The organism is Alcaligenes ammonioxydans (assembly GCF_019343455.1).
Lineage (GTDB): Bacteria > Pseudomonadota > Gammaproteobacteria > Burkholderiales > Burkholderiaceae_B > Alcaligenes > Alcaligenes ammonioxydans.
The window spans coordinates 617,589-643,214 of sequence record NZ_CP049362.1; the positions used below are offsets into that span (position 1 = coordinate 617,589).

Below are 25,626 nucleotides of genomic sequence, written 5' to 3' on the forward strand. Positions count from 1 at the left end.
CCCATCAACTTGGTCTCGCCTCGGCACCGTCAATAAGCCGTGCGACTTCGCCCAAGCCGCGCCGATAGACGTCGGCAAGCTGGTCCAAGTGCGCGGCTTCATCTGCAAGCGAGCCGGGTTTGTGGATCAAAAGGTTCGCGATCTGTGGCTTGTCCTTCAAGCGCTCAATCGCGTACTGGAAAGACCTGACCTGTACTCCCATCGCCTGGCGTGTGTCTAACGGCTGCGCGTGAAGATCGGGAACCGTGTATGTTGTAGGGTCGTTCCCAGTACCCCATGCTGCCGTCAACGCTGCGCGACGGATCAGACATGGTAGGCAATAGCCACATTGTTCGATGCCATGTCCTAGCCATCGGGCCTTGGCGGGGGACGAGCACGATAGCGAATCTGTTGCCAGTTTCTTCAAGAGATCCGGGTTGCGGCAGGCTGCTGCCATCTCGCCTTTCGTCCTATCCCAGTATGGATTCCGAATTTCTCCGTCTATGCCGAGCGCGACAAGCAGATCGTTCCACCTCGCCATGTAATACGGATGCGTGGTGCGTGTGCTGTTTGATCCCAATCTCAGAGGGTCCAAAGGCACATTCAGAGCGATCAGCCCATTCTCGGGGACGCGCAGGACGAAACGCCGTCCGAGCCCAGTGCCTGCGAATACCCCGAGAGCGAAGAACAGGAACGACCTGCCTCGTGTGCTGTTCTCTGAGCCGACGCCTTCTACAAGACCATCCACGAAGGTCATGCCGACCCGCAACCGCTCGAAAGATGACTTGATGTAGTGCTTCTTCAAACCTGCAAACAGCTTGCCTTGAGCATCGCTCGTCGCCCCTTCCCCGAAGTGGCTGACCAGCAGGGGAGTGGAGCCGTCCTCCAGCAGGTCGATGGCGCCAATCAAGCTGTCCAGCCCACCCGAGAACAAGCTGACAGAATCGAAAGGAGGAGCAATCAGGCTCGGAGGTTGGGCTTGAGCGATCGCCGCGAATCGAGCTGGGCGTGCTCTGAAACTGATCGTCCAGCGATCTCCAGTCAGGAAGTCTAAAGATCTCCTGAGCGTCAGTGCTGCAGCATCCCAGCGAGCCGGATCGCTGACCGGAACGACCAGACGTATCTCGCGTGTCCATGAATCTTGGGACTGCTCAGTGCGAGAGATGCGCGTGTCGGCGGCATGCACGTGGGCGGCCAGCACCAGTAAGTCGATGCCGATTTCTGAAGGAAATACGCCGATCTTTTTCAGGCTTGTCAGCGCGCTACCGATACCATGATCCAAAGATTTCTCTCCGGCGACGAGTTGCAGGTAGGTCGTTTGTTCATCGGTGCCCGGCGTCACATCGAAGCGGTCGTCCGGGCCAAAGCGGCCCGCCAGGAGTTGTCGCTTCATTGGTTGGCCTCCGCATCGCCAAGGGTATGCAAGATTGCAAAGGCGGATTCATACACAGCGTCAACGAAGCCTTGAATTCGTTCAGGGGTGAGATTGGGGGTTTCCGCCCGCGCTCGTGTCAGCGCGTCGCTCACTCCTCCCCGGATGAAGTCGCGTAACTGCTGTTCGACGCGATGTGCAGCTTGTACATCTGTTGGCATGGTCACAGCCTTGGTACCGATGTCATTGCAGATGCGTGCCTCGATCGCATGAGTGGCATATAGCTCGAAAACCGTCTGCATTTGATCGGGAGTGAACGTGGTTAGATCGGTGAGCCCTTCGCTCGCCAGTTCAACGATGGTTTCGATATACGCCTCGCGGGCAATGCCTTCATCAACCGTACCCGCACCTGGGCAGATGTAATCGGCCAGCCCCACGAAAATTTCAGTGATTGGGCGCCCCGCCAACGATTCCAGGTTCAGGGCTCGCAGTGCTTCGCGTACACCTCGCGTTTGCGCGTCGGCGAGGAAGCCGAGGAGCCGCGCTCCGGCGCCGCGCGAGGCACCCATGCGTTGGGCAGCTTGGCGCGAACCACCAGCGGATGTTGAGACGTACTTTGAGACGGCACGGCCAAGGCTGGCTCGATCGCTGCCACCAGAGCCAGCGAATCGCGTGAAGCTATTGCGGGCGCCAGAGAAGCGTTGAGGGTCAGCTGTCCTGGGAATAGGCGGGCGGCTTGGCGGCGCCGGCTGCGTAGCACCATCAGCGGGCGGCTGGCCGTCTGGTCCTGCACCATCCCCCGGTGGAGTTGCAGGCGGGCTACCGCTGTCCGCATCACCTAACCATGACGGAATAAGTGGTGTCCCGCCGCCTGGGCCGCCATAAGCTGTTGAGGTTCCCATCAACGTCCTCCCTTCAGATCTTTGAGCGCTGCTTCGGCGCTGGCCTTGAGGCCAAGATTTCCGGTGACTTTGCTCCAGTCTCCCAGTAGCTTTGTAAGGCGAGCAGCGCATTCGGTGTCTTTGATGACGCTTTGCCAGCCACTGACGGCCCAAGGCCCGCACTTACCACTTGGTAGCGCCTCCAGGAAGTCCATTAACCGGCTCTGGAGGCCGGGCTGTGCCTTCACGAGGACGGTGAGGCCATCTACACCTGCAGGCCTGGTCTCAAAAGCGCCGGAGCCCATAATCTTGCTGCGCACGGCCTCGAACACCTTCTCGGCTTCGGGTTGCACGAGTTGCTTTAACTCGGCTTCGTAGCTTTGGACGGTCATCTTGCCGCCGAACAGTTTCTCGACCACAGCAGCCAGGTGACCCAACACCGATACCGGGCCGAAGTAGTCCTTCTTGTCCTTTGTCACGAACAGGTAAGGGCGCAGATCGAGTCCTGATAGCTTCGGCAGGAGGAGCGCCCAGTCGCGCACCGGCTCCGACGACTTCCACTCGGTCAACACAGCGTTGTCAGACACAGCGGTGGGCTCAGTGGCCTTCTGCCCCTTCGGCTCGCTAGCTTTGCCGTCAGCCAGTGCAAGGCTCTTTTCCAGCGTTTCGAGGTCTTCACATAGCCCTTGCGGATGGACTGCCGCGACGAATGCGACCTGCTCGAACAACCTTGGGAGGAAGCGTTCCGCAAGCATGAGCTTCGCCAGCACGGGTAGCTTGATGTCGTCACCGAAACCGCGCGCGGTCGCAGTGCGCTCGCGCAGCAGCAACGTGTTGAGAAAGCGCTTGATCTGGCGCGGGTTGCCCTTTGTACCGCTCGCCAAAATGGGACCGATCTGGTCGCTGAGTGCAAGTGCGTTGTTCGCCTTGTCGGCTTGCTTGCCGAGGGCCGTCTTGACCGCTGCGGCATCAAGACCGCCGTTGGTCCAAGGACGTTTCAGCTTCTCTCTTGCTACGGTGATTAGCTTTCCATAGTCCGCGTCGTCCTCCCCGACCTCAGCGCCGGCCAGCAACAACGTCACGTAGATCCGAGTCTCGGTCTCACCCAGCGCCGGGATGCGGAACGGAACCTGGATGAGCTTTTCGAGGTAATTGCGGGCGTAATCGCGCGGTCCAGTGCTGTCGGGTAGGTCAGGAAAGTGCTTACGCACCGCGTATTCGATCATCGCCTCGTCTGCTGCAACGACGAACGCCGTCTGGGCAGTGAAGACAAACAACCGGATCGCTTCGAGCGTTTCAATGGCCGTATCGGGCAGGCAGCGGTCGAGATCGTCAATCAGGACAACAAGCTGCTTGATGCCAGCATCTTTCAGGAGTTGGTCGAACGCTTTGCGGAAGGCCTCCACTTCCTCCGGCACATTCTTGGACTCGCCTGGTTTGAGCAGGTCTTTCGCTTCGTTGATGGCGGTCGAGAGGTTTTCTTTCGTAACAAGCTTTGCAGGATCTGCCACTAATGCTTCGAGCGACCCGACAATCGCCCCGATTTGTTCGGGTGTCGGGATACCGGTGAATGCGGTCAGGGCCAGTCCGCCGGCTCGCTTGGCCACCTTCAACCAGTCGATGCGACGAAAGACATCCTTGACGGCCACTGCCGCCGTCTTCAATGCCGGACGTTTCTCGACCAAGCCCGTGACGATCCCTTCGATCAAGGCGATCTTCGCGTCCTCGAAGCCTTGAAAGCGCCATCCATTGAACTTCAGGCACAGGACATCGCCCTGATCAGAAAAACCAGCTTCGATCATTTCGAGCACGCTGGACTTTCCTGCCCCCCAGTCGCCGTGCACACCGATAGTCACAGGGTGGTCTGGCTTCGCGCGAAGTAGCCCAATGATCGTGGAGGCAATTGCCTCGTTGTTGAGTAGATCGACCTTGGTCTCGTTATCGGTCAGGATCATCTGTCTCTCCCTGAAGTCTTCTCAATCCCCTACCGCCAGGTGTAATCAGGTTGTTCCGCGATGCGACACCGACCACCCCGACGACAGCGCCTCAGCCTGCTGCAACACCGTTTGCACCGCCATGTCCTGAAGGTCGGGCGGATAGCCGTACTTCCGCAGAATGCGCTTCACCAGCACACGCATCCGGGCACGGGCAGAGTCTCTGTGCGCCCAGTCAACCGATACGTTCTCGCGCAGGCTCATCAGCAACTCGTGGGCGATCAGCTTGAGCTTGTCGTCGCCCATCATCTGCACGGCGCTCTCGTTCTCAGCCAGGGCGTCGTAGAAGGCAATCTCCTCGTCTGACAAGCCGGACTCTTCGCCACGCTGGCGCGCCGCACGGATGTCCTTGGCCAACTGGATCAGCTCCTGCAGCACCTCTGCGGTCGTGATCGCATTGGCGTGGTAGCGCGCCACGGCGTCTTCCAGGCGTTCCGAGAAGGCCTTGGTCTGCACCACGTTGGCCTTGCTGCGCGAGCGAATCCCATCGTTAAGCAACTTGCGCAGTGCTTCCAGAGCAAGATTTCGCTTCTCCATCTGTTGCACTTCGGCAAGGAACTCGTCGGAGAGTATGGAGATGTCCGGGCTCTTGACTCCCGCAGCCGCCAGGATGTCTACGATTTCGGTCGAGACCACAGCACGGCTGACGATTTGCTGGATAGCCAACTCGCGCTCCTGCTGGGCCATGCCAGACCCTGTGCTGCTCTTGACCAATGCAGCGCGAATCGCTTGGAAGAAGCCAACCTCCTCTCGAATTTCTCGCGCCTCGTCAGAGGCAGAGGCCAGAGCGTAAGCCTTGGACAATGCGAGCACGGCATCCTGGTATCGGCGGTGAGCGCTCTTCTTACCCTCCACCGTTTTTTCCTTCTCAGCCAGCTTCTGCTGCAGATCGAGAATCCACTCGATAGCGCCAGCCATCATTACCAAGCGCTCTTGGGGCGTACCACCCATCGCCGACGCATAGTCGTAGCCGTGGTACAAGTCCCGCACGACCTCGTACTTCTCCATCATCACTGAGATGGCTTGCGCTTCGTCGACGCCGGTGTTTTCTTGGTCGTTCTTGGAGTATTGCTGCAGAGCGGACTTCAGGCTTTGCGCAATGCCGATGTAGTCCACAATCAGCCCTGCGGGCTTGTCGCGGAACACGCGGTTCACACGTGCAATCGCCTGCATCAGGCCGTGCCCCTTCATCGGCTTATCCACGTACATCGTGTGCATGCACGGTGCGTCAAAGCCCGTGAGCCACATGTCGCGAACGATCACGAGCTTGAGCGGGTCTTTGGGATCGCGCGCACGCTTGGCCAGCAGATCACGCCGGGCCTTGTTACCAATGTGCTGCTGCCACTCCTGCGGGTCGCTCGCCGCCCCCGTCATCACGATCTTGACTGCACCGGCGTTGTCATCGGCGCTGTGCCAGTCGGGTCGCAGCTTGATGATCTCGTCGTAGAGCTTCACGCAAATGCGACGGCTCATACACACCACCATCGCCTTGCCATCAAGGGCTGCCACGCGGTCCTCGAAGTGGGCAACCATATCCTTGGCCACCAAGGCAAGGCGCTTGTCGCTGCCAACCAGGGCTTCCACCGTTGACCACTTCTTCTTGAAGCGCTCCTGGTCGACCTCGGAATCATCCTCGGTCAGATCGTCAACCTCGGCGTCGATCTTTGGCTTCTCGTCCTCGTTGAGTTCGATGCGCGCCAACCGCGACTCGTAATAAATCGGAACGGTCGCGCCATCCTCGACAGCACGGCTGATGTCGTAGACATCGATGTAGTTACCGAACACCGCCGGGGTATTGACGTCGTCCGCCTCGATGGGCGTACCGGTAAAGCCGATGAAAGATGCGTTCGGCAGAGCGTCGCGCATGTACTTGGCAAAGCCATAGGAGATTTCGCCGGTCTTCGCGTCCACCTTGGCCTTAAAGCCGTATTGACTGCGGTGCGCTTCATCCGCGATAACAACAACGTTACGACGGGTAGTGAGCGGCTCCGCAACCTCGCCGAACTTCTGCAAGGTCGTGAAAATCACGCCGCCCGATGCCCGGCTCAAAACCTTCTGCAGGTCTTCTCGGCTCTCCGCCTGCACCGGCGTCTGCCGGATCAGGTCGCGGCACATCGAGAAGGTAGAGAACAGCTGATCGTCGAGGTCGTTGCGGTCAGTCAGCACCACCAACGTCGGGTTGGCCATTGCCGGGTGTTTCACCAGCTGCCCGGCGTAGAACGCCATCAACAGGCTTTTACCGGAGCCCTGGGTGTGCCAAATCACGCCCGCGCGTTTATCGCCTTGACGTTGAGTCCTCACACTTGGCAAACCGTAGCCAGCAGGGTCTTCTGCCACCCCCTCCACTGCCATCGAAGCACGAACAGTCGATGCCACCGCGTGTCGCACCGCATGGAATTGGTGGTAGCCCGCAATGATCTTGGCCAGCCCGGAACCGGTTTCGCTGAAGACAGTAAAGTGGACGAGCAGATCAAGCAGGCGGCGATGCTCAAACACGCCCTCGATCAGCGTCGAGAGTTCCGGCGCACCTTTCGGGGCAACGTCCGTACCGTCGGTAGTGCGCCACGGCATGAAGCGCTCAAGGTCTGCCGAGAGTGAACCCACTCGGGCTGCAATGCCGTCCGATGTGACCAGCAGCGCATTGGTGTTAAACAGCGCTGGGATCTGCTTCTTGTAGGTCTGCAGCTGGTTGAACGCGCCCAGCAGGTGCGCCCCGGCGCTGCCCGGTGCTTTCAACTCGATCACGCCCAGCGGCAAGCCGTTCACGAACACCACCACATCGGGCCGCCGTTTGCTCTGGCCGTTGATCACAACGAATTGGCTTACCACCAACCAGTCGTTCTGCTCCGGGTGCTCGAAGTCGATGAGCGCGACCTTGCCTGCTGTCAGTGTGCCGTCGTTCGTGTAGTACTCGACGTCCACACCTTCCGTCATCAGTTTGTGAAGACGGCGGTTCTCTTCGAGCAGCGATGGGAGTTCGGACTGCATCACGCGCGCTACAGCATCCTGACGCGCGTCCAATGGCAAACCAGGGTTCAGGCGCACAACGGCGTCTTCGAATCGTTTCTTGAGCACGACCTCGTCGTGACTTTCGCGCGCCGGTCGGTGCCCATCGGGGCCGATGTCCTCCTCACGTTCGACGATGTAATCGAGAGCTCGCAGCTGATCCAGCAACGCTTGCTCGACGGCGGCCTCTGATAGGAATGCCATCATTGTTCTCCTGCGATCTTGGATTCGTACATTTCTATTCCGTCCCCAATCCAAACAGTCCTCGCAGCTCGTTTATTTCTGTTGCGAAGCTATTTCTGCTTTCTTCGTGACGTGTGGCTTCTCCAATAATTTCGTATTCAAGCCGCCGATCGGGCACTTCGCCTCGTGTCTTTCTAAAGATGCAAAGACGAGTCGTGTGGCCCACACCGTCCTCGCGAAAATGAATCATTGGGCGAAGCCCGAAAATCAACCCATCAGCAATCACTAGCATCTGCCTTTGTTGGAAATACCTCGCCGAATCGAGCATTTGCTGATGACTAATCTTGATATTCTGAATCGTCCTGGTAGAGCTGTGCCCTCTGAATATTTCACATCTCAGAGTTGTTCCATCAACTTGACTCAAATACCGAACGATTTGTATGTCTTCCAGGCCATCCAGCTCTGCAAGAACTTCGACGACGTCTACGTAGCATTCGCTGATCCAACTCCGTGCCTGTGCTTCGGACTGCGCTGCGCTATGAGAGAAGGCATTGCGAGACTGGTTGAGCTCCTTCATCGCCGCGAGTGTCCCCGCCGGTGATATTTTCGCGACGGCTGGTAAAATTCCTACGGCGCTCAGCTGGGTAGTTATGTGCTCTATGTTCTCCAGTCTTTTTGCAACACTGTCGGTGAACAAGTCCTTAAACTTCAGCGGATCTGCGACCAGGATATTTCGATGACGGCATTCCGCCACGGCGAGTGCGTGCAGGATGTCGATGACCGATTCCCATGTGTCGCGGAGAAGATGAAGGCGCTGCAGATCACTTTCATACCCATTTTCGAATCGGTAGAAATAATAAGCAATCGGTGATGGAAATTGATTGCATACAGCCTCCCTTATTGCTTGTTCGCGCTGCTGCGTGAAGTCTGAAAATGTAGCCTCATAAGTATCCGGGCTCATGCTAAAAAGAACAAAACTTGGCCTTGGCTGATAGCCGAGAATGTCGAGCGTTCCGCCCGACTGTTCTGAGTACTGTTCATCTAGCCATTCGTTATATGGCGGACAAGCCTCATAATTTGTAGGGTCGAGCTGAAGCTTCATCTGATCAAGCCTCGAGGCGGTACTCGACATCTGTAATGCGCAGTTCGCCAGAGATCAACTTAGGCAGTAGTGTGTCGCGCAGTAGGGCGAGTGAGTGTGATTCGTTGACATTACGGAGAATTGGGTCGAGCAAGCTAGCGACGCTTTCCTCAAATTGGTGAAGCACGCTTACTGGCGGATGCACAGCACATACGGCCTCAAACGTTTGCCGCGTAATGGTCGAGAAAACAGAGCCATGCGCCATTGATTTAAGCTGTTCAACCATGCGCTGTGCAGAGAGGAATACGAAGTAATTACCCGAACCGTTCCTGCCCTGGAGCGCATAGCAGGATTGATTAAATGTCATGTCGCATCCGGCAATGGCCAAATTGCCAACAGTCCCGCGAGCAGAGATAATAGTTGTGCCTTTGGATATTAGTCGTGTCGAACTTCCATTCAATCCGGCCTGAGTAATCGATTTTTCAGTTTTAACAACGAAGGCATCGCTTGCTGCAGGCGTGTCTACGACAGAGAACCAAGGAATTTCGCCACCCCAGTATTCGCTGACTGAAGTCTTCGGTGTACCGCCTCCGATAATATCAACAGCATCGGCGAAACTGCCGACCACCCACCCCTCTGGAATATCGCCCAATTCTGATTGGACGAGTTGGTCGGGAAAGACGTCGTAAAGATGCGCGGGTAGGCCCGGTAGCGACTGGCCACGCTGCCAGCGACCTTCCATCTTGGCGCGCACAGGTTCGAAGTCCACAAACCACGCCTTGAACAAGGTGCGGGCCATCGCCTCCAGCGTTTCGTTCTGCTTGCGGTTAAGTTCGATCTTGCCGTCAAGCGTGCCAAGGATGTGGGCGATGGAGCGCTGTTCGGATAAGCGTGGTAGCGCAACCTCTATTTTGCGAAGTTCGCTTTGCTTGATGCCTGTAACCGTTGTCCCTGAGCTTCGCCCCAACAGTTTCGCCTGCATTTCTTGCGATTGCATTAGGTAAAGCAAGTAGCCGTTATCAAGCAAACCTGGTTTTCCCCGCAGCGTGACGATGCGCTGGGCTAACGCAACCGGAAGAAATTTAATCTGTGCGACTTCGCCAAGTGGAGCTTCGGTAGTCAACACGACATCACCGATTTGGGGATAGCCACGCGTCATCCACGTTTCGTAGTCCCCTTCGGCAATAAACTCATTGGGCGTCTCGATGCGCCCCGCTTTAACCACTTTCGCGGTAATTAACGGAATGCCGAAATCAGTTTTGCGCGGCGTTTTCCCGCGATAGTCAATAAGAGCATCAAGACATTCTTCCAGCTTAAGAACAGTCAACTCATTCGCCATACCCAAGCTCCTTCAGGTTGGCTTCAATGGTGGCATCCAACCTAATAGCCTCCGCCCGTTGCGCCCGCCACTGCTGAGAGAGTCGCAACATCTTTTCTTCAAAAGGTTCGCCGTCTTCTTCCTGCTCCACAGCACCGACGTAACGTCCTGGGGTAAGGGCGTAGCTGTGCTTGCGAACATCCTCTATGGTTGCGGACTTGCAGAAGCCCGCGACGTCGGCGTACTCCCCGACGCCTTGCTCACCGCGCCAAGCGTGGTACGTATCGGCAATCTTCTGGACCTCTTTGTCGGTAAGCTCGCGCCGGGTGCGATCCACCAGCTCGCCCATCTTGCGGGCGTCGATGAACAGTACTTGCCCGCGCCGGTCATGCAGACCCTTTCCGGGGTTTTTGTTGCGAGCCAGGAACCATAGGCAGGCGGGGATCTGCGTGGAGTAGAAGAGCTGTCCCGGCAGCGCGACCATGCAATCCACCGCGTCGGCCTCGAGCATCGCTTGGCGGATGTCGCCTTCGCCGGATTGGTTGGAGCTCATCGATCCATTGGCCAGTACCACCCCTGCTGTGCCGTTAGGTGCAAGGTGGTGATAGATGTGCTGGAGCCACGCGTAGTTGGCGTTGCCGACAGGTGGCGTGCCAAACTTCCAGCGCACATCTTCACGCAGGCGGTCGCCGCCCCAGTCGGAGATGTTGAACGGCGGGTTGGCGAGGATGTAGTCTGCTTTGAGGTCGCGCAGTTCGTCCTTGTGGAAGCTGCCCTCGTTGTTCCAGCGGATGTCGGAGTCGATGCCGCGCACAGCCAAGTTCATCTTGGCCAGCCGCCACGTGGTGTAGTTCGACTCCTGGCCATAAATGGCGATGTCGCCGATGCGGCCGCCATGCTCTGTCACGAATTTTTCCGACTGCACGAACATCCCGCCCGAGCCGCAACACGGGTCGTACACGCGGCCTGAGTACGGCTCCAGCATTTCAACCAGTACGCGCACCACGGAGCGTGGGGTGTAGAACTCGCCGCCGCGCTTGCCTTCCGCTCCAGCGAACTGGCCCAGGAAATATTCGTACACGCGCCCGAGAATGTCCTTCGAGCGGTCGCCTTCCTCGTTGAGCGCAATGCCGGAAATCAGGTCGATCAGCTCACCTAGCATCACCTTGTTGAGCGCGGGCCGAGCGTAGTCCTTGGGCAGCACGCCCTTGAGCGACTCGTTGTCCTTTTCGATGGCGCGCATCGCGTCATCGATCAAGGTGCCGATGGTGGGCAGCTTGGCGTTGGCCTGCAGGTGCGACCAGCGCGCCTCTTTCGGAACCCAGAACACGTTGTCCGCGAGGTACTCGTCTTTGTCCTCGGCGGCCTGCGCGTCTTCAGCCAGCAGCGCTTTGTGCTTGGCCTCGAAGGCATCGGAGATGTACTTCAGGAAGATGAGCCCGAGCGCGACGTGCTTGTAATCGCTTGGCTCCATATTGCCGCGCAGCTTGTCGGCGGCCTTGAAAAGATCAGCCTCGAAGCCGAGATTGCCTCCGTTGCCATTTTTGGCGGTGTCGTTCTGTGCCATCTTGTTCTTACCCTTTACGTAATGTCTTTGCTACCGGGGCTTGATAGCCCGGTGCGAGCTTTGCGTTCTCAACGCCGTACAGGGTCAGCGGATCGCTGAGCCATAGGCGGTACTGTTCTTCCTTGAGCCGGTGGTCGGGCGAGCAGTCCACGCTCCAGCGCAGCAGCATGTACCCCGCGACCGCAGCGCGCACACGCATCCGTATCGAACCGTCAGTCATCCCGTAATCCATCTTGATGATCTCGGGGCGCTCAAGGCGCGGATGCGGCACGAAGTCCAACTCGACGATGCGCGTCCACTGGATGTCGTTGTCCGGACGCTCGTTGGCCTGTGGTTCTTCGTCGAGCAGCGTTGGCGCTTCGATGCGGGTGACGACGAAATCCCGAAACTCTCCGCTCTTGCGATCAAAGGTCCGGACGTGCCAGCGCAGGCCGGTATCCACCAGCGCGAAGGGAACGATGACGCGCTCGGACTCACCGCTGCTCATCGAGTGGTAGCGGATGGCGACGGGCCGCTTGGCGTGGATCGCCCGGCAAACCGGGGCAAGCACGTCCATCCTGGGGTTGCTCAGAGCGGTGGGTGACTCGCACGGCAGCAGCGGCTGCGTTGCACCGTTCAAGCCATCGCCGAAGCCGAGCGCCAGCGCCGACAGCACGCGCTGCGATGCGTGGTCGAACAGCGGCGAAAACGCCTGCCCGATCCGGTAGATCTTGTTGCTGCCGTCAAAAGTGATGTTCTGCGGCGCGATTTCCCGGTACAGCGCCAAGTCACGTGTCGCCCCTGCCGGAGCCACGCCGAAGCGTTCAATCAGGTCTGGGCGACCGATCTCACCAAAGAAGTAGAGCCGGAAGTCGATGTAGGCCAGCCGCTCGCGCTGGGCGTGGCTCAAGCTTTCGACGCGCTGGGGTGGAGTCACCAACTGCTCCTCATCCAAGGCGGACGACCAAAAGACTGAGATTGGTTTTATATTGGACCATTATTGGCGCCTAATGTAATCAGTTTGATCACATTATGCACCGTCAAGTGGACGCCTACAACACTGCTACACCTATACGCTGGGTCGTCAAGTTCAGGACAAGCTAGCCCGCTAACCGGTGCACCTTATCTGCTGCATCCTGTTGGAGTCGTTAGCTCTGTTCCGGCTCCTCAGGATGAACACCCTGAATGCCCAAGCCATGCCTCGCCTCCAGCTCCAAAATCCGGGCCTCACGCGCTTCCAGCTGCTTGATCAGGGCCTGCGCCTCCAGCATGGTTTTCTCGGCAAATGAACGCAGTTGGCGGTCTCGTTCGCCCGTCCCACGCGTGATCTCTCGCGCACGCTGGAGCAGCGCGGCCTGCGCCGGCAGCCCAAACTTCACTCGCGTCCATTGCGCACGACTCATGCGCTGGCGACCCGGCCCCAAACGAGCGAGTCCAGACGGACCGGCAACGTCCTCCCAGAATCGGTCCTGAAATGCGCGCATTGCCGTGTTGTAGGCATGGCGCTGTTCCTTGGGTGTTTGAGCGCCCTTTGCCGCACGGAAGCCGGGATGCAATTCCTTGACGTTGCCACCGTCAGGATTGACGACATAGAAGTGGAGATGCGGGTGCGCCTCATCGATGTGCTCGACAACAGACCGAAGGCGACCACCGAATTCCGTTTGCAGCCACTCCACGGCGCTTTGCTTCCAGTAGCTGTATTCCATGCCGCCACGTGGATACGACGCCACTCCGGCCAGCAGGACGGACGCATCCTTTCGCAAACGGCGACCAGCTGCGTCAGTGCTGCGCGCATGTATGGCGCCAACTTCCGCTTCCAGATCAGCCAGGCTGGGACAATGCAGCAGGTTGGGTCGCCTCGGTCTCGGCACATGCAAGCAGGCTTGCGGCTCGCGGCTGGCCTCAGCAATCACGTCGCGCACAGCCCATTTCCGATCTGCTCCCCGCGAGGTTTTCTTCGGTGAGTGCAGCGAATAGACAGCGATGTGAACAAACTGGATGCCGCCTGTGATCATGGCGCACCGTGTTCGCAAACATAGTGACCGACTATATTTATCGCCGCTGTCGCAACGATAAATGTCGGCCAGGGAGAAATCCCCTGGACCCCGCCGCCCAATGTGCAAACAGTATGTTGAAACTGTGCGAACCAATGGGCGAGACTGTGTGAACAACTGGCTGATTTGATGCCAACCCTTGTGTTAACAGTGCGGCAACCATGTGGGGCAATGTGGCGCACATTGTGTAATCAGTGTGCGAGTTTCCCACGGCGCCTCCGCTGATTACCAAAAACTTGCACGAGCAGACCGTCATCCGCCAGGCCATTCAGCAATTCCGGTGCGGCCAAATGGACTGGAGTTGATGGGACTTGCCGCAGCCTGTAGATGACCGCATCGAATGAAAGCCGGGCCACATACTCGCGGAGCACGAAGCCGCTGTCCGTATATTCGATCAACGTGGTCTGATCGAGCGCAATGAGGCAAAGCCGCATGCATCGGTCGTTACCAAGAGCTGGTTGCTGTACGCACTCAATATTGACCCTGCCCGTCGCCACGGTGCAGGTTTGCATCCATCCCCAGCCAGCCCATTTATCATCCGCCACGACATCTCGCCAGGCGAATCGGTTTGCCAAGTTTTTGTTGTTCATGCTGTGCCTCGTGGCATTACCGATGTGTGTGACTTCTTTGCGAGTTCATCACGCATCTGCTGGAGCCTTTCTCTGGCTTGAGCCCGGTCCACCACTGGCCGATCCGTCACGATTGCTTGAGTGGGCTCAGCTGCGGCTTCCACGGCGCGTTGCCGCCTGATGATTTGCCGAAGGTCCCGTCGCAGCTCTGACCCAGCCGACAAGGTGAACTTGCCCTCGCGAGCCCTGCGCAGCAGGGAGGCAAGGAATTGGGGGACAGTCTTCCGGATACTGTTTTGGCGCTTGCATTCGAGGACTTCTGCCAAGACATCCAGGGCTACGGAGGTGGAGAGACCCGTGCATTGATCCCGCGTCTTTTGGGGTTCGAGTGATAGCTTTTGGCACAACCACAACCAGCACTCTTCATCCGCCTCGTCCATGATCAAGGTCGGCGACTCGTCAGTCTCAGGTGGCGTGTCTTCTGGCCCGGTAGTGGTTGTCTTTGATAAATCCAATTTTTCTAAAAATACAGTGTTTGTAGCCCCTTGGTCGCCCTGAACTGGGTGATCCAGAACTGGCTCTTCCACGCGTGGGTTTTCAAGGTGTGGAGCCCAGTCCACAATCGGCTCATCACTGACAATCCATTTCGAATGGATGAATCGCCCGGATGCAGCGCGCTCACGGACGATTCGCATGTAATTCAGGCGCTCAAGCTGTTGGATCGCACTGCGCATTGCCGTTTCCCCTTCATTGCGCGCTTTGCAAAGAAATTCGATGCTGATGCGAAACCCTGGTGGGAGTGACAGCAGATGAACAATCACCCCGAGAGATTTCGAGCTAAGTTCATCATTGCGAATCAAAGCATTCGGGATTTGAGTGAAATTCCCCGTGTGCCGACGCCGAACGATCAGCAATTGAGAGGTGTTCACGGGCATCTCCACCGGCCATCATGGTCAGCGCTCCACCCGTGCGGTCGCAGCTTGCTGTGCAATCCAGGCCTCGATTTCTTCAGCAAGAAATCCGATGGCCGCGTTGCGAGAGTTGCCCAGGCGGATCGGGCGCGGGAAGGTTGGGTCTGTTCTCGTCCTGCGCCAAATGGTGACGCGGTTCATGCCCAACTGGGTTTCCAGGTCGCTGTACCGGAGGATGCGGTTTTTCATTTGATTGCCCATCGTTTCGATTGATGACAGGCAATTCTTCGTTCTGCGTTGTCGGCGTGTCCAGAGGCTCAGATTTTGGCCATATTCCGAGATTTACATGACAAATTCAGATAACTGATGCGATTGTCAAAAACGTGCAGCGGCATGTTTTTGACCATACGGAGAAACGCAAGCACTGCGGCCTCAATTAAACGGACAGTTCAACTTCGCATTGGTCGATTGACTTCCGCTCGGGCACGGATACGAAAGCAGCTTTTTCGGAAATCACCGACCAACGACCATTCACCGCCGAATGACGGATATGGAATCAGTTGTTTTGAATCAGAAGCTAGAAACCTGAATCGCCATCTTTTGAACCAGAAAATGTCCTTTATCAACAGCTACTTGCGCGATTCGTGGATCGCGAGGGGAAAGATGACGGCGCGAGCGAAGTAAATCATCGATTGTTGCGTTTGCGCAACAATTAATGCCTATTTCTGGCTATCCCGTGCTGCGGAGATCCATTGAGCAATCGCGCTGGGATCAAACCCATCATGCAGTGCTGCGCGTAGTGCTTGCTCCAGTTTTTGCCAGCCGACGGGAGAACTGGTGTTGGTTGAAGCGGTCGGCCAACTGCTATTTCCAAGCTGAAACAGCAGACTGTCCAACAGCTCGTCGTCGCCCACGTCATTTGCAGCTTGCTCAGCCAGCGTAAGCAATGCTTCACGCGTGGCACTGACCGGCTCCACCGGGACCGCAGCAAGGGGCTCAGCCAGCGCGATCACACGGTGCGGCTGAATGAAGTCGGTCAAGTCCTGTGCTGCCGCAACGCCAGCGGTTAGCTCGACGCGGACAAGTACACCGCCAATTTGCAGGAACCGGGTCTTGTTAAGGCCTGGCTGACCATCCTGGTAAAGCACAACAGCCTCAGAGCCGACGAGGGCGTTCAGCACCAGTCCCAGGTCATCTAAGGCACCAGCGTCCCGCCATTGGTGGAGGATGTCTGCGCGTAGGCTGCTCCCCTCCAGCCCTAGGTGATACATCAACGTCGCCACGCGCTTGGCAGAAATGACCTGCTCTTTGCCTCTCAGCCAAACGGACAGGTTCGCCGGACGGATACCGGTGGCCATCCCCACAGAGCTCAGCGTATCGCCACGCAGGTGCATGAGTGCGGCTGCTATGGCACGCAGTTGTTCGGCCTGAAGTGTCGGCATACGGCACCTACATTGTTCTAACAGTAAATCACTATAACAAAGCGACCATCACCCAGCCAAGACTTGGCATGCTGCGTTTACGTGGTTATAGTAATTTATAGTTAGATGGAGAGTGCCATGGCCGACCTGCCACGGAAGTACCGCCCCATGCGACGCCGAGAGTACCAAGAGGCCGTCGAAGAGCTGAAGCGACTTCACCCTTGGCTAGAGAAGCAGGTGTTTCAGCCCGCCCCAGGCCATCTCGCTGTGGTCGCCGAGTTGATCGATCAATGCGAGCGGTTGATGCATCGCAGTGACTACCAGCGCCGTCCGCTGTTCTGTGTCACTGCCACGAGGGAAAAGCTGGCTGTTCGAGTCGAGGTCTCCGATGCCAGCATCCAGCGCGAGCGCGCCTTGCTCGATGTGGTGGAACAGGCTCGGCACGCCGCCCAGCAGTGCTGCCCTGTGTGTGGTGCTCCAGTTTTCGGTGGCGATGCCAATGCCCCCCAAGGTGCTCGGTGCGCTTCGCACGAGCAAGTGGTCGGACTGTTCGCAGAGGACATCCAGCGTTTCAAGAGGGCTGCGAAGGCCTTGGAGTTGGCGGATGCAGAGCGTGCCAGCAGCACTGCTGATCGCGATGCACCCACTCGCAGCGAAGCCGCCAAGAAAGCCCAGCCCGATAGCCCCGTCCCCGCACGCGATAGCAGCGGCACTTCGACGGACGACAAGCACGCGCCGTTGATCACCTTTCTGGACGCTTCCGGCCTCAAGCAATTTGTTGACCGCCATCGCGCAAAGGCAGACGAAAAGTTCAAGCGTGCCCAGCAGATCGCGGAGCGCATCCGGGCGGCCGGCCATGAGCATCGCAGGCTCGGCATGCTGCCCGACGAGTGGGGCGTTCTGATTCGAAGAGTTCACCCAAGCCTTCCCGAACTTCAGCGAGCTGGCCGAGGTGTTGCACGATCACTTTGCCCTCAATGCGATGGGCGATGGCCGCGTTGCCTGGTCGCCGCTGCTGCTGGTCGGGCCTGCGGGCATCGGCAAAACAGAAGCAGCCCGCTGGCTGGCGGAGAGGCTGGCCTTGCCCTTCCGTGTGTTCGACATGGCGAGCGCCCAATCCGGTTCGCCACTGGCTGGGTCAGAAGCCTTCTGGAGCAATTCCGAGCCGGGCCTCCTGTTCGAACTGCTTGCATACCAGCCAAAGGCCAACCCCGTCGTGGTCTTGGATGAGCTGGACAAGACCGAGCAGGTGCGCCAGTACGACCCATTGGCGGCGCTTTACACCCTTCTTGAGCCCCGCAGCGCACGGTCCTTCACGGACCTCTCTATTCGTGATTTCACCATCGATGCAAGCCACATTAACTGGATCGCAACGGCAAACAGCCTGGATGGCATCCCGAGCCCATTGCTGTCGCGGCTCACGGTGCTGCATGTCCAAGCACCCACGCCCGATCAAATCGCTCGAATCGCGCAGAACATTTATGGACGAATGCGTGCCGAAGCCAACTGGGGCTCTGCCTTTGTACCCTGTCTCGACGGGGCCGTGGTGGAGAAGTTGAAGCACTTGCCGCCGCGAAGTCTGGGCTTGGCATTGCGACGGGCGCTTGGGCATGCCGCACGGGATCTGCGCGATCACATCCAACCCAAGGACCTACAGCTGGTCTCGGACGGTGGGAAACGTAGCATCGGTTTCACCGCTGGCTTGACTGTCCAGCGGTAGTCCATGCACCCGTTATCGTAATTACGGTAACTACGATAACGGGCGGGTGCCGATCAGTTTCTGAGATGTGCCTGCCCGCACGTATGGCAAAATCACGTGCTCTGCCACTGGCGTTTCGCGGCACTGTAGACCTTCGCCTGGGAACGCCAGCCCTTCATCAACAGCCAGCCCAGCGCGATGAGTCCCAAGCCGACAGCCGCTTGCTTCCAGTTGTAGCGCAGGCCTGCCATGCCGACGTATACGCACTCACGCGCCAACAACGGGCACACCGTCATCGACATGTAGATGATGATGCCGCCAATCCCATAGGCTCCAATGAACGGCAGCGGTGATGGCGGCGCAGGTGGGGCGCAGTGCTGGGCCAACGCCGTGGACTGCGAGCCCTGGCTGCTGCCTTGAACGAACTGCCCATCTGAAGTGACCGCCGTGTGCGTTGCGTGGAAGTGCTGCGTGCCGCCCGCATGCACAACGGCCATCGGCTGGATGTGCGTGCTGCCGCAACTAGGGCATTGCATCGACATGCTCAGCCCTCCGAACCTTCGGTGTTGACTGTGCAGGTCAGCGTGGCTTCGCCGCCCTCCGTGCCCGCCGACAGCACGCCGACCTTGGTCAAACGGCCATAGGTCCTGCCATCCTTGCTCAGCTTCAGCGAGGCTGATTTCGCAAGCTGGTGGACCGTGAGGCCGGGCAAATAGCTGCGGTAGGTTTGCTCACCACCGTCACGTGACACCGCCACCTTGCGGACGCTGAACACATAGACCTTGACGGGCTCGGCGAGCGTGACCGGCGTGACGCCTTGATCGGGATTCCATCCCGACTGCTTGAGCAGCGACTCAGCCAGTTCAAATCGTGGACCGATGACAGTGCAGCTCAGCGCCTGTTCGAGCTGCGCCTTGGTCTTGGCGTCCACGGGCTGCGACGCTCCGTTGCTGGAGGCAGGAGGCACGGTTGGCTTGATGACCGCGTTGGCGTCATACCCTACCAACCAGAGATTGGTCGGTGCGCCCGGCTGCCATCCGGTGTCGAGCACCAGCTGCTGGACAAACCCCTGGAAGGCGAGCTGCTGCCGCTCGCTGATCGGCTGCCGGTCGGGGATGGCCAGCATGGGCGGCTTGGGGCCAGCAGTGCGGACATTGCCGCTGTGCTCGACCGCCATCTGCTGCATGAAGAGGTGCAGGTTCGCGGCGTTGTTGACCGCGTACCCCACCGACTGTCCCCAGCACACAGAGAAGGCGGGCACAGCTTCGGACTTGGTCTTGCTCCTCCAAATGGTGGCGGTGCCGATCCAGCAGTCACTGCGGGACCAGTCCGTGACCGTGACAGCCACGCGGGGGAAGTAGGTCTTGGGCGTTCCGTCGTAGGAGTGCTTGCTGAAGACGCCTGCCAGTGCTGTTGCACGGATGCCAGGAGCGCCGGGCGGCGCGCTTTGGTCTGGCTTTGCTTGATTGGCAACGACGGCTGGGCGAGTCTCGGTAGCAGGAGGCGGTGCCACGTTACCTTGGCTGGCCTTCGACACGCCACCCAAGGAGAGGTGAACCTTGGTCGAGCCGTCAGCCTGCGGCTGTGTCGTGACACAGCCGGTCACGGTCATCACAACGGCCAGCCCGGCCAGCATCCGAAAGCAGAGTCCACTCATCCATCAGCTCCCTTTGATCCCAAGTTGAGCTGATTATGAAGACTATATTCGACATTGTCGAATATAGTCCGTGGATTAAAGGTCTCATGACGCCCATGCTCGGCGTTGATGGGACGAGACTACGAGCAAGTGCGTCAGGACTTGGCGCGCAACATGAAAGACTTCCGGGGCAAGCGTGGCTTGTCGCAGGAGGCGCTCGCCCTGAGCGCGGATGTGGATCGCACCTACGTGAGTCAGATCGAGCGCGCTGTGGGCAACCCGTCCCTGCTGGTCCTGTGCAAGCTGGGCGCAATCCTGGAGACCGACGTGCTTGATCTCTTGGCGGAACAGACCAAGTGAGCATGGGTGAGGCCTTCCACGCGGGGATGCTCGCAAAAAATGTATACGGAGATGACTACGGAATGAGCCAAACCGCGCTGAGACCCAGTAAAAATGGCACTTCCAAGGTCATCTTTCACTTTAACGTCTAAGCGAGTTGTGCCGGTGGTAGAAATGGCAGGCCCCTCTCGGGGGCCTGCTTTTTTATGCTTCCGTTGTGCCCGGACACGACTCTTGCCTCAGGTGTCGGGCTGCCACTGTTGTGCGAGGTGTGGTTTTAGTGAGCTTGCCGCGCGAGTCGTCTGGAGCCGTTTCTGAATAGAGTGACGGTGCCCTGAGCAATTGGGCTCTGGCTCAGGCGCGAGGCAGAACGCGGCAAGGAGCGGCAAGACAGACCAGCCTAGAAAAGATACGCCGTATTCAAGTACATGGCTGTTTGTGGACGGGTGCCTGGAGCCAGCTGAACGCTGATGCCTGCACCCAGTGTCCAGTGATGGCTGAGCTGACCCGTTACCCCCCATTCCAGCAGTCCTGCATCACGCGCCTCTTCCTGATCCGTGGGCAGGTAAAGGTGGCGTTTACTGTAGGGGCCGTCCTGCAAACGTGCGCCTAGCAGTTCCGCCGGTTTTCTGAATTCGTGCAGCCACTCTGCGGAGGTGTACAAGGACCACTGAGGGCTGATGGCGACATTGATTTGGTAGCCCACACTGCTTTGCACAGAACGTTGGGACTGTGCATCAAAACTCATGGTGGTGGACAGATTCGGATCATCTTCGGATAAAGGCTTGATCCGGGATTGTTGCATGCTCAGGCTCAAGAGCGGCCCGTGAGTCACACTACCTGTCTGCCAGTCGTAGCCCGTGCTGATCTTGCCGCCATACTGCTCGCCCCCCGCTTTGGCCTGATGCTCTCGCGCCGCCGTGCCCAAATACAGATGGCGGCGGGTCTTGTTATCCAGATCGCTGTAGAACAACTGAGCATTCACCCAAAATTTCTCGGATTGCCAGCGTCCGTACAGACCTGCCGATTGGCGCTTTTGACTATATGTTCCTTCCTCGTCCGTGTCGCCATCCAGGTTCTCGTAAGACAGATAGGCACCCAGTGTCCACGCATCCAGCGGTTGGTCCACGCCCAGTTTCCAGGCGGTCTGAATACCCTCCGGGCGCGCATTCGCGCTGTTGCGACTGCCGGTTATGTCTTCTCCCTGCAACCAGACGGCCAGTTCTGAATCCTGGGAGGCGCTAAGCGTTTGCAGACGACGGTCAATATGCTGCATTTGCATTTGGCCGGCCGTGTTGGCCGAGGAGGCCAGCATGGCAACCTGGCTAGGGGCGCTGACGACAGACTGTGCATATTCGGCAAGGAGCTTGTGATGCTCTTCGCCTGTGGCTACCGGAGTCACGCCATAAGCCTGCGGGTCGGCAGCGATCTCCTGCAAAAGTGCTGACACATTCAGGGAAATAGTCTCGGTCGCCGGATCGCTTATTGGCCCAGCCAGCGCGTGGTTGTAGACGTTTCCTGGCAAGAGGGCGGCAGTTGCGCGGGCGTGAGCGGCGGTCTCTTTGTCGGAACCGGCTTGGGCTTGGGTGGCGGCGTGCAGGGCCATCAGAGCCAGAGCAAGACAAGTTTTCTTCATGGGCCTGCTCATTCTGTAAAGAGCCTTTCATCGGCCTGGGCGGTACCGCTTTGAATTGTGTGTGTTGCGGTGTTCACCCTGCCATGGCAGCTCGGATGGAACAGAAGGATGACGCATTATCGGATTACCGTCCATCTTAGCGAGGGAGCGTTTATTTCTGTGGGACGCTGGCGCGGCGCGTGCTGGTGGGCTAAAGGACCGTTACAAGCAGGTTCAAAGACGAAAAAAAACGCCTGGCAACGGCCAGGCGTGAATCAGTCCCCGATACGTTTACACGCGTCTTACCGGGGCGGCAGCAACGTCTGGGTTGTCTGCCAGCGACACGAATTTCATGCTGCCACCGTCATAGGCATCAATCGTGCCGGACTCAATGTCGTAAACCCAGCCGTGCAGGGTCAGGCGACCTTCTGACATGGCCAGCCGCACGGAAGGGTGGGTCTGGATATTGGCCAGCTGAGCCACCACATTCTCGCGCACCATGGAGGCGATGCGCTCTTGTTCGTTGGCGTGAGTACGCGCCTCGTTGACCAGGCGAGCCGAGTCTGCGTAGCGTAACCAGTGCTCGACGGCAGGCATATGATCCAGACATTGGCAGGACGCGATGGCAGTCATGGCGCCGCAGTCCGAATGTCCGCAGATCACCACATCCGACACGCGCAGAGCGGATACCGCGTATTCCACCGAGGCGGTGACCCCTCCCGGTTCCGGTCCGTAAGAGGGAACGATATTGCCCGCGTTGCGAATCACGAACAGATCGCCCGGCTCACGCTGTGTGACCAGCTCGGGGACCAGGCGGCTATCGGAGCAAGAAATAAACAAGGCGCGGGGGTTTTGTTGTGTAGCCAGATTTTTGAAAAGCTTGGCGCGCTTGGGATAGGCTTCCCGCTGGAATTTCAGGAAACCGTCGATAATGTCTTTCATCCTTGTCCTTGTAGTTCGGCGTGGATAGAAGGTTAACGCGTCCGGGTCATAAGGTAAAATACCGAATTCTGATGCTTTTTATTGGGTTTACTTATAGAAAGGCCCCCTATGCTTTTGCGCCATCTTAATTACTTTCTCGCGGTTGCCCAGTATCAGAGCTTCACCCGCGCTGCGCGCGCCCTGCATGTCTCGCAACCGGCTTTGTCTCAGCAGGTGCGTCAGCTTGAAGAGCATCTGGGGGCGCAACTCTTTGACCGTACGGGGCGTCTGGTTCGTTTGACGGATGCTGGCGAAGTCTATCTGCGTTATGCCCGGCAGGCTTTGCAGGATCTGGAAGAGGGGCGTCGTGCCTTGCACGATGTCAGTGATCTGAGCCGCGGCTCCTTGCGGGTGGCGGTCGCGCCCACATTTACCTCGTATCTGATTGGCCCCTTGGTAGAGGCCTTTCACCGTCGTTATCCTAATGTGCGGTTGGTGGTACAGGAAATGCTGCAGGAGCGTGTGGAAACGCAGTTGGTTGAGGACGAGCTCGATATCGGTATTGCTTTTGAGAAGCCCACTTCGGCGGCGGTTGAGTTTCAGGCCCTGCTGGTTGAGACACTGGCCTTGGTGATGAGCCGCACTCACCCCCTGGCCGAGCGGCGCAGCATTGATCGAGAAACCTTGATGCGGGAATCCCTCGTTTTACTGACTCCTGAGTTTGCTACACGCGGGCAGATTGAACGCTATTGCCGTGAGTACGATCTGGACTTGAATGTATCAATGGAGTCCAACTCGCTCAATGCGGTGATTGAAGTAGTAAGGCGTACGGGTTTGGCGACCTTGCTGCCGGCTGCCATTGCTGGCAATAGCGAGTATCTGGTGGCCGTCAGCCTGGACCCGGCACCGCCGCAACGACGCGCGATCCTGATGCAGCGCAAGGGCGCTTATCAGTCGGCAGCAATGCGTGCCTTTATTGAGTTGGCGCTGAAATACGGTGCGGCCTCGACATTCTGATCGGGCATTGTGCGCTGGTCGCCAGGCGACCAGGCAGACCCTTTACAGAATCACACGCACGCTCTGCTCCAAGGGGCGAAGCTCGCTTTCGCGCGCGGGTTGACCCTGGCTTAAATGCGCCACCAGATCGACGGTGGTAGACAGGCGTGTCAGCATCAGACAGGTCACTTCCTTGCCGGCGACTCGGCTGCTGTGCCAGCAGCCGGGCCGCATGCACACGCCTTGCCCTGGAATGATCCGGAACGCTTTGAGGGTCTTCAGGTCCGGGCCGCCCTCGGGTGTACTTTGGGCCACGATATGAATCACCTCCCCGGTCAGCGGAATCAGAGCCTGCTGGGTCAGCAGGTGATTTTCCAGTGTCGTAATCGAGGGGTCCTGAATGCGGTAATTCACCCACAGCACTTCGGTCTGACCACTTGGACCTGTGTCAAAGGCGTGTTCGTGCCAGAAGTCAGTGGCGGCATTGCTAAATGCGGCTGTGGCTGGGGCAGTGGTCAAACCTTTACCTAACATCCAGCCGTAGGGGGCGAAAACCTCTGGGCTGAGAGACTGAGGGGTGAGGGTGATAGGGCTTGTCATGGGCATCACTCAAAGAAGTGCTAAGGCACCATAGTAACAAGACCGAGGCCTAGTGTCGGATTTGGCCTAGATCAAAAAGCCTGCATTTCGAGGGGTTATTGCGGAACTAAGTCTGGCATCCCCTGTCTTGAAGGAGGCTCGCGATGACTTGGCGGGCCAGTAAAGCCGCCTTTTTGCTCGGGCGGCTTCGCGCTGTTGGCTTTCATGATAAGGGGGTGCTGTGCTTGAAGCGGTTTCGCTGTCCTGCCGACGAGGGCAGCGTCGTGTGTTCTCTGACCTGAGTGTCAAGCTTGAAGCCGGCCAATGTTGTCTGGTCAGTGGCCCCAATGGCAGCGGCAAAACCAGCTTGCTGCGTATTCTGGCCAACATCGCCCAGGCTGATGCGGGGCAACTGCTTTGGCATGAGCGCCCTGTACAGCGTAATGACAGTGATTATCGCCGCAACTTGATGTATGGCGGGCATGCCCCCGGGCTGAATGCCAATTTGTCCGTGCAGGAAAACCTGGACAGCCTCTTGCTGCAGGATCGGGTTGCATGGGAGCGCCAGGACTACGATCAGGCTTTGCGGGCAGGCGGTTTGCTGGCGTACCGCCGCGTGCCGCTGCGGCAGTTGTCTGCCGGGCAGCGGCGGCGCGTATTTCTGGTGCGTTTGTCCCTGAGCAATCGCCCTTTGTGGATTCTGGATGAACAGCTCACCGCACTGGATAGCGCCGGCCAGCATTTCCTGGGCGAGCTGATTGCGCAGCATCTGCAAAGGCAGGGGGCCGTCATTCTGACCAGTCATCAGGCCTTGCCCTGGAAGCTGGACGTGCAGCACCTGGATCTGGGGTCGGCATGTTGAGTCTTTTCCTGGCCCTTCTGAAACGTGAATGGCGTCTGGCGGTGCGTCGCCCCGGTGACGTCCTGATCCCCCTGGTGTTCTTTCTGGTGGTGTGCAGCCTTTTTCCATTGGGAGTCGGTGCCGACGCCGCCTTGCTCTCCAAGATGGCTCCGGGCGTGCTGTGGGTTTCAGCCTTGCTGGCTACCTTGTTGTCGCTCAGTCGGCTGTTTGAGCAGGACGAGCAGGATGGCGCCCTGGAGCAGGTTCTGTTTTCTCATTTGCCTCTGGGCTGGTGGGTGTTGGGCAAGGTTCTGGCGCATACCTTGCTGACGGGCGTGCCCTTGCTGCTGCTGGCCCCCATTTTAGGCCTGCAATTTAGCTTGCCCCCAGCCAGTCTGGGGGTGTTGATGCTGTCGCTGGCGCTGGGCCTGCCTGTCCTGACTTTGCTGGGAGCGATTGGCGCGGCCTTGGTGCTGGGCCTGCGTTCAGCAGGGGTGTTGTTGGCTTTGTTGATTTTGCCTTTTTATGTTCCCGTGCTGGTCTTTGGCGCGGGGGCCGTGCAAGCGGTTCAGGCCGGGTTGGGAGCGCAAGCGCACCTGTCCGTTCTGGTCGCTTTTTTACTGTTGGCTTTGTTCTTTGCGCCCCTTGCTACGGCAGCGGCGTTGCGCCTTGCTCTTGAGTAAAT

Annotated in this window: 25 protein-coding genes; 5 read left to right on the forward strand and 20 right to left on the reverse strand. The window is 58.4% G+C overall.

What is annotated here, in order from left to right; all coding sequences use genetic code 11:
- Positions 1 to 4: 4 nt before the first annotated feature.
- From qatC to FE795_RS17210, 15 genes are all read right to left on the reverse strand, one after another.
- Positions 5 to 1,372 carry a Qat anti-phage system QueC-like protein QatC gene (gene qatC, locus FE795_RS02795; protein ID WP_219235609.1) on the reverse strand — a complete coding sequence of 456 codons (1,368 nt, stop codon included), beginning with the start codon at positions 1,370 to 1,372 and terminating at the stop codon, positions 5 to 7.
- A complete protein-coding gene (qatB, locus tag FE795_RS17200) occupies positions 1,369 to 1,920 on the reverse strand; it encodes a Qat anti-phage system associated protein QatB (protein ID WP_226034183.1) in 552 nt (183 codons plus the stop codon). Before qatB ends, qatC begins: the two co-directional genes overlap by 4 nt.
- Positions 1,830 to 2,186 (reverse strand): hypothetical protein, encoded by a 357-nt coding sequence (locus FE795_RS17205; RefSeq protein ID WP_230406245.1) that lies wholly within the window; start codon positions 2,184 to 2,186, stop codon positions 1,830 to 1,832. The genes qatB and FE795_RS17205 overlap by 91 nt, the downstream gene beginning before the upstream one ends.
- Positions 2,187 to 2,252: 66 nt before the next feature.
- Positions 2,253 to 4,187 carry a Qat anti-phage system ATPase QatA gene (qatA, locus tag FE795_RS02805; protein ID WP_219235626.1) on the reverse strand — a complete coding sequence of 645 codons (1,935 nt, stop codon included), beginning with the start codon at positions 4,185 to 4,187 and terminating at the stop codon, positions 2,253 to 2,255.
- 45 nt (positions 4,188 to 4,232) lie between these two features.
- The gene (locus FE795_RS02810) at positions 4,233 to 7,436 is read right to left on the reverse strand and encodes a type I restriction endonuclease subunit R (protein ID WP_219236092.1); all 3,204 of its coding nucleotides are present in this window, start codon (positions 7,434 to 7,436) and stop codon (positions 4,233 to 4,235) included.
- A 34-nt stretch (positions 7,437 to 7,470) separates the two neighbouring features.
- On the reverse strand, positions 7,471 to 8,517 hold the full coding sequence (locus tag FE795_RS02815; RefSeq protein WP_219235630.1) for a hypothetical protein: 1,047 nt from the start codon (positions 8,515 to 8,517) through the stop codon (positions 7,471 to 7,473).
- Between the two features lie 4 nt (positions 8,518 to 8,521).
- Positions 8,522 to 9,835, reverse strand: a complete 1,314-nt coding sequence (locus FE795_RS02820; RefSeq protein WP_219235632.1) for a restriction endonuclease subunit S — start codon at positions 9,833 to 9,835, stop codon at positions 8,522 to 8,524.
- The gene (locus FE795_RS02825) at positions 9,825 to 11,381 is read right to left on the reverse strand and encodes a class I SAM-dependent DNA methyltransferase (protein ID WP_219235634.1); all 1,557 of its coding nucleotides are present in this window, start codon (positions 11,379 to 11,381) and stop codon (positions 9,825 to 9,827) included. The genes FE795_RS02820 and FE795_RS02825 overlap by 11 nt, the downstream gene beginning before the upstream one ends.
- Positions 11,382 to 11,388: 7 nt before the next feature.
- Positions 11,389 to 12,315 (reverse strand): helix-turn-helix transcriptional regulator, encoded by a 927-nt coding sequence (locus tag FE795_RS02830; protein WP_230406246.1) that lies wholly within the window; start codon positions 12,313 to 12,315, stop codon positions 11,389 to 11,391.
- Between the two features lie 193 nt (positions 12,316 to 12,508).
- Positions 12,509 to 13,282 (reverse strand): plasmid recombination protein, encoded by a 774-nt coding sequence (locus FE795_RS02835; protein WP_219235636.1) that lies wholly within the window; start codon positions 13,280 to 13,282, stop codon positions 12,509 to 12,511.
- A gap of 323 nt (positions 13,283 to 13,605) precedes the next feature.
- Complete coding sequence (locus tag FE795_RS02840; protein WP_219235638.1) at positions 13,606 to 14,004, reverse strand: hypothetical protein; 399 nt, start codon at positions 14,002 to 14,004, stop codon at positions 13,606 to 13,608.
- The gene (locus tag FE795_RS02845; protein WP_219235639.1) at positions 14,001 to 14,912 is read right to left on the reverse strand and encodes a hypothetical protein; all 912 of its coding nucleotides are present in this window, start codon (positions 14,910 to 14,912) and stop codon (positions 14,001 to 14,003) included. Before FE795_RS02845 ends, FE795_RS02840 begins: the two co-directional genes overlap by 4 nt.
- 24 nt (positions 14,913 to 14,936) lie before the next feature.
- Positions 14,937 to 15,143 carry a helix-turn-helix transcriptional regulator gene (locus tag FE795_RS02850; RefSeq protein WP_071845397.1) on the reverse strand — a complete coding sequence of 69 codons (207 nt, stop codon included), beginning with the start codon at positions 15,141 to 15,143 and terminating at the stop codon, positions 14,937 to 14,939.
- Between the two features lie 470 nt (positions 15,144 to 15,613).
- On the reverse strand, positions 15,614 to 16,336 hold the full coding sequence (locus FE795_RS02855) for a hypothetical protein (RefSeq protein WP_219235641.1): 723 nt from the start codon (positions 16,334 to 16,336) through the stop codon (positions 15,614 to 15,616).
- 204 nt (positions 16,337 to 16,540) lie between these two features.
- Positions 16,541 to 17,233, reverse strand: a complete 693-nt coding sequence (locus tag FE795_RS17210) for a hypothetical protein (protein ID WP_230406247.1) — start codon at positions 17,231 to 17,233, stop codon at positions 16,541 to 16,543.
- A 37-nt stretch (positions 17,234 to 17,270) separates the two neighbouring features.
- Here FE795_RS17210 and FE795_RS17215 point away from each other — a divergent pair, with 37 nt between their 5' ends.
- On the forward strand, positions 17,271 to 18,035 hold the full coding sequence (locus FE795_RS17215; protein ID WP_230406248.1) for an AAA family ATPase: 765 nt from the start codon (positions 17,271 to 17,273) through the stop codon (positions 18,033 to 18,035).
- Positions 18,036 to 18,127: 92 nt separating this feature from the next.
- On the opposite strand, the gene FE795_RS02865 is transcribed toward FE795_RS17215, so the two are convergent.
- Positions 18,128 to 18,556, reverse strand: a complete 429-nt coding sequence (locus tag FE795_RS02865; protein WP_219235643.1) for a hypothetical protein — start codon at positions 18,554 to 18,556, stop codon at positions 18,128 to 18,130.
- Between the two features lie 2 nt (positions 18,557 to 18,558).
- Positions 18,559 to 19,671: a hypothetical protein gene (locus tag FE795_RS02870; RefSeq protein ID WP_230406249.1), complete on the reverse strand. Its 1,113-nt coding sequence runs from the start codon at positions 19,669 to 19,671 to the stop codon at positions 18,559 to 18,561.
- Between the two features lie 108 nt (positions 19,672 to 19,779).
- On the opposite strand from FE795_RS02870, the gene FE795_RS02875 reads away from it, so the two are divergent.
- Positions 19,780 to 20,010, forward strand: coding sequence for a helix-turn-helix domain-containing protein (locus FE795_RS02875; RefSeq protein ID WP_103524200.1), 231 nt, complete (start codon positions 19,780 to 19,782; stop codon positions 20,008 to 20,010).
- Between the two features lie 379 nt (positions 20,011 to 20,389).
- On the opposite strand, the gene FE795_RS02880 is transcribed toward FE795_RS02875, so the two are convergent.
- On the reverse strand, positions 20,390 to 21,625 hold the full coding sequence (locus FE795_RS02880) for an autotransporter outer membrane beta-barrel domain-containing protein (RefSeq protein ID WP_219235645.1): 1,236 nt from the start codon (positions 21,623 to 21,625) through the stop codon (positions 20,390 to 20,392).
- 270 nt (positions 21,626 to 21,895) lie between these two features.
- A complete protein-coding gene (locus FE795_RS02885; protein WP_003803801.1) occupies positions 21,896 to 22,546 on the reverse strand; it encodes a carbonic anhydrase in 651 nt (216 codons plus the stop codon).
- Positions 22,547 to 22,654: 108 nt separating this feature from the next.
- Here FE795_RS02885 and cynR point away from each other — a divergent pair, with 108 nt between their 5' ends.
- Complete coding sequence (gene cynR / locus FE795_RS02890; protein ID WP_003803800.1) at positions 22,655 to 23,542, forward strand: transcriptional regulator CynR; 888 nt, start codon at positions 22,655 to 22,657, stop codon at positions 23,540 to 23,542.
- Positions 23,543 to 23,584: 42 nt separating this feature from the next.
- Here the strand turns inward: cynR and FE795_RS02895 are convergent, their stop codons facing one another.
- Positions 23,585 to 24,127 carry an ureidoglycolate lyase gene (locus FE795_RS02895; RefSeq protein ID WP_230406250.1) on the reverse strand — a complete coding sequence of 181 codons (543 nt, stop codon included), beginning with the start codon at positions 24,125 to 24,127 and terminating at the stop codon, positions 23,585 to 23,587.
- A gap of 214 nt (positions 24,128 to 24,341) precedes the next feature.
- On the opposite strand from FE795_RS02895, the gene ccmA reads away from it, so the two are divergent.
- Positions 24,342 to 24,962, forward strand: a complete 621-nt coding sequence (gene ccmA / locus FE795_RS02900; RefSeq protein ID WP_039943770.1) for a cytochrome c biogenesis heme-transporting ATPase CcmA — start codon at positions 24,342 to 24,344, stop codon at positions 24,960 to 24,962.
- Positions 24,956 to 25,624, forward strand: coding sequence for a heme exporter protein CcmB (gene ccmB / locus FE795_RS02905; RefSeq protein ID WP_003803794.1), 669 nt, complete (start codon positions 24,956 to 24,958; stop codon positions 25,622 to 25,624). Before ccmA ends, ccmB begins: the two co-directional genes overlap by 7 nt.
- Positions 25,625 to 25,626 lie beyond the last annotated feature (2 nt).

Bases quoted from the DNA above. Each gene is read 5' to 3' on its own strand.
- qatC (WP_219235609.1), bottom strand. From the start codon at position 1,372: ATGAAGCGACAACTCCTGGCGGGCCGCTTTGGCCCGGACGACCGCTTC.
- qatB (WP_226034183.1), bottom strand. From the start codon at position 1,920: ATGGGTGCCTCGCGCGGCGCCGGAGCGCGGCTCCTCGGCTTCCTCGCC.
- FE795_RS17205 (WP_230406245.1), bottom strand. From the start codon at position 2,186: ATGCGGACAGCGGTAGCCCGCCTGCAACTCCACCGGGGGATGGTGCAG.
- qatA (WP_219235626.1), bottom strand. From the start codon at position 4,187: ATGATCCTGACCGATAACGAGACCAAGGTCGATCTACTCAACAACGAG.
- FE795_RS02810 (WP_219236092.1), bottom strand. From the start codon at position 7,436: ATGGCATTCCTATCAGAGGCCGCCGTCGAGCAAGCGTTGCTGGATCAG.
- FE795_RS02815 (WP_219235630.1), bottom strand. From the start codon at position 8,517: ATGAAGCTTCAGCTCGACCCTACAAATTATGAGGCTTGTCCGCCATAT.
- FE795_RS02820 (WP_219235632.1), bottom strand. From the start codon at position 9,835: ATGGCGAATGAGTTGACTGTTCTTAAGCTGGAAGAATGTCTTGATGCT.
- FE795_RS02825 (WP_219235634.1), bottom strand. From the start codon at position 11,381: ATGGCACAGAACGACACCGCCAAAAATGGCAACGGAGGCAATCTCGGC.
- FE795_RS02840 (WP_219235638.1), bottom strand. From the start codon at position 14,004: ATGAACAACAAAAACTTGGCAAACCGATTCGCCTGGCGAGATGTCGTG.
- FE795_RS02850 (WP_071845397.1), bottom strand. From the start codon at position 15,143: ATGAAAAACCGCATCCTCCGGTACAGCGACCTGGAAACCCAGTTGGGC.
- FE795_RS02855 (WP_219235641.1), bottom strand. From the start codon at position 16,336: ATGCCGACACTTCAGGCCGAACAACTGCGTGCCATAGCAGCCGCACTC.
- FE795_RS02865 (WP_219235643.1), bottom strand. From the start codon at position 18,556: ATGTCGATGCAATGCCCTAGTTGCGGCAGCACGCACATCCAGCCGATG.
- FE795_RS02870 (WP_230406249.1), bottom strand. From the start codon at position 19,671: ATGAGTGGACTCTGCTTTCGGATGCTGGCCGGGCTGGCCGTTGTGATG.
- FE795_RS02875 (WP_103524200.1), top strand. From the start codon at position 19,780: ATGGGACGAGACTACGAGCAAGTGCGTCAGGACTTGGCGCGCAACATG.
- FE795_RS02880 (WP_219235645.1), bottom strand. From the start codon at position 21,625: ATGAAGAAAACTTGTCTTGCTCTGGCTCTGATGGCCCTGCACGCCGCC.
- FE795_RS02885 (WP_003803801.1), bottom strand. From the start codon at position 22,546: ATGAAAGACATTATCGACGGTTTCCTGAAATTCCAGCGGGAAGCCTAT.
- cynR (WP_003803800.1), top strand. From the start codon at position 22,655: ATGCTTTTGCGCCATCTTAATTACTTTCTCGCGGTTGCCCAGTATCAG.
- FE795_RS02895 (WP_230406250.1), bottom strand. From the start codon at position 24,127: ATGCCCATGACAAGCCCTATCACCCTCACCCCTCAGTCTCTCAGCCCA.
- ccmB (WP_003803794.1), top strand. From the start codon at position 24,956: ATGTTGAGTCTTTTCCTGGCCCTTCTGAAACGTGAATGGCGTCTGGCG.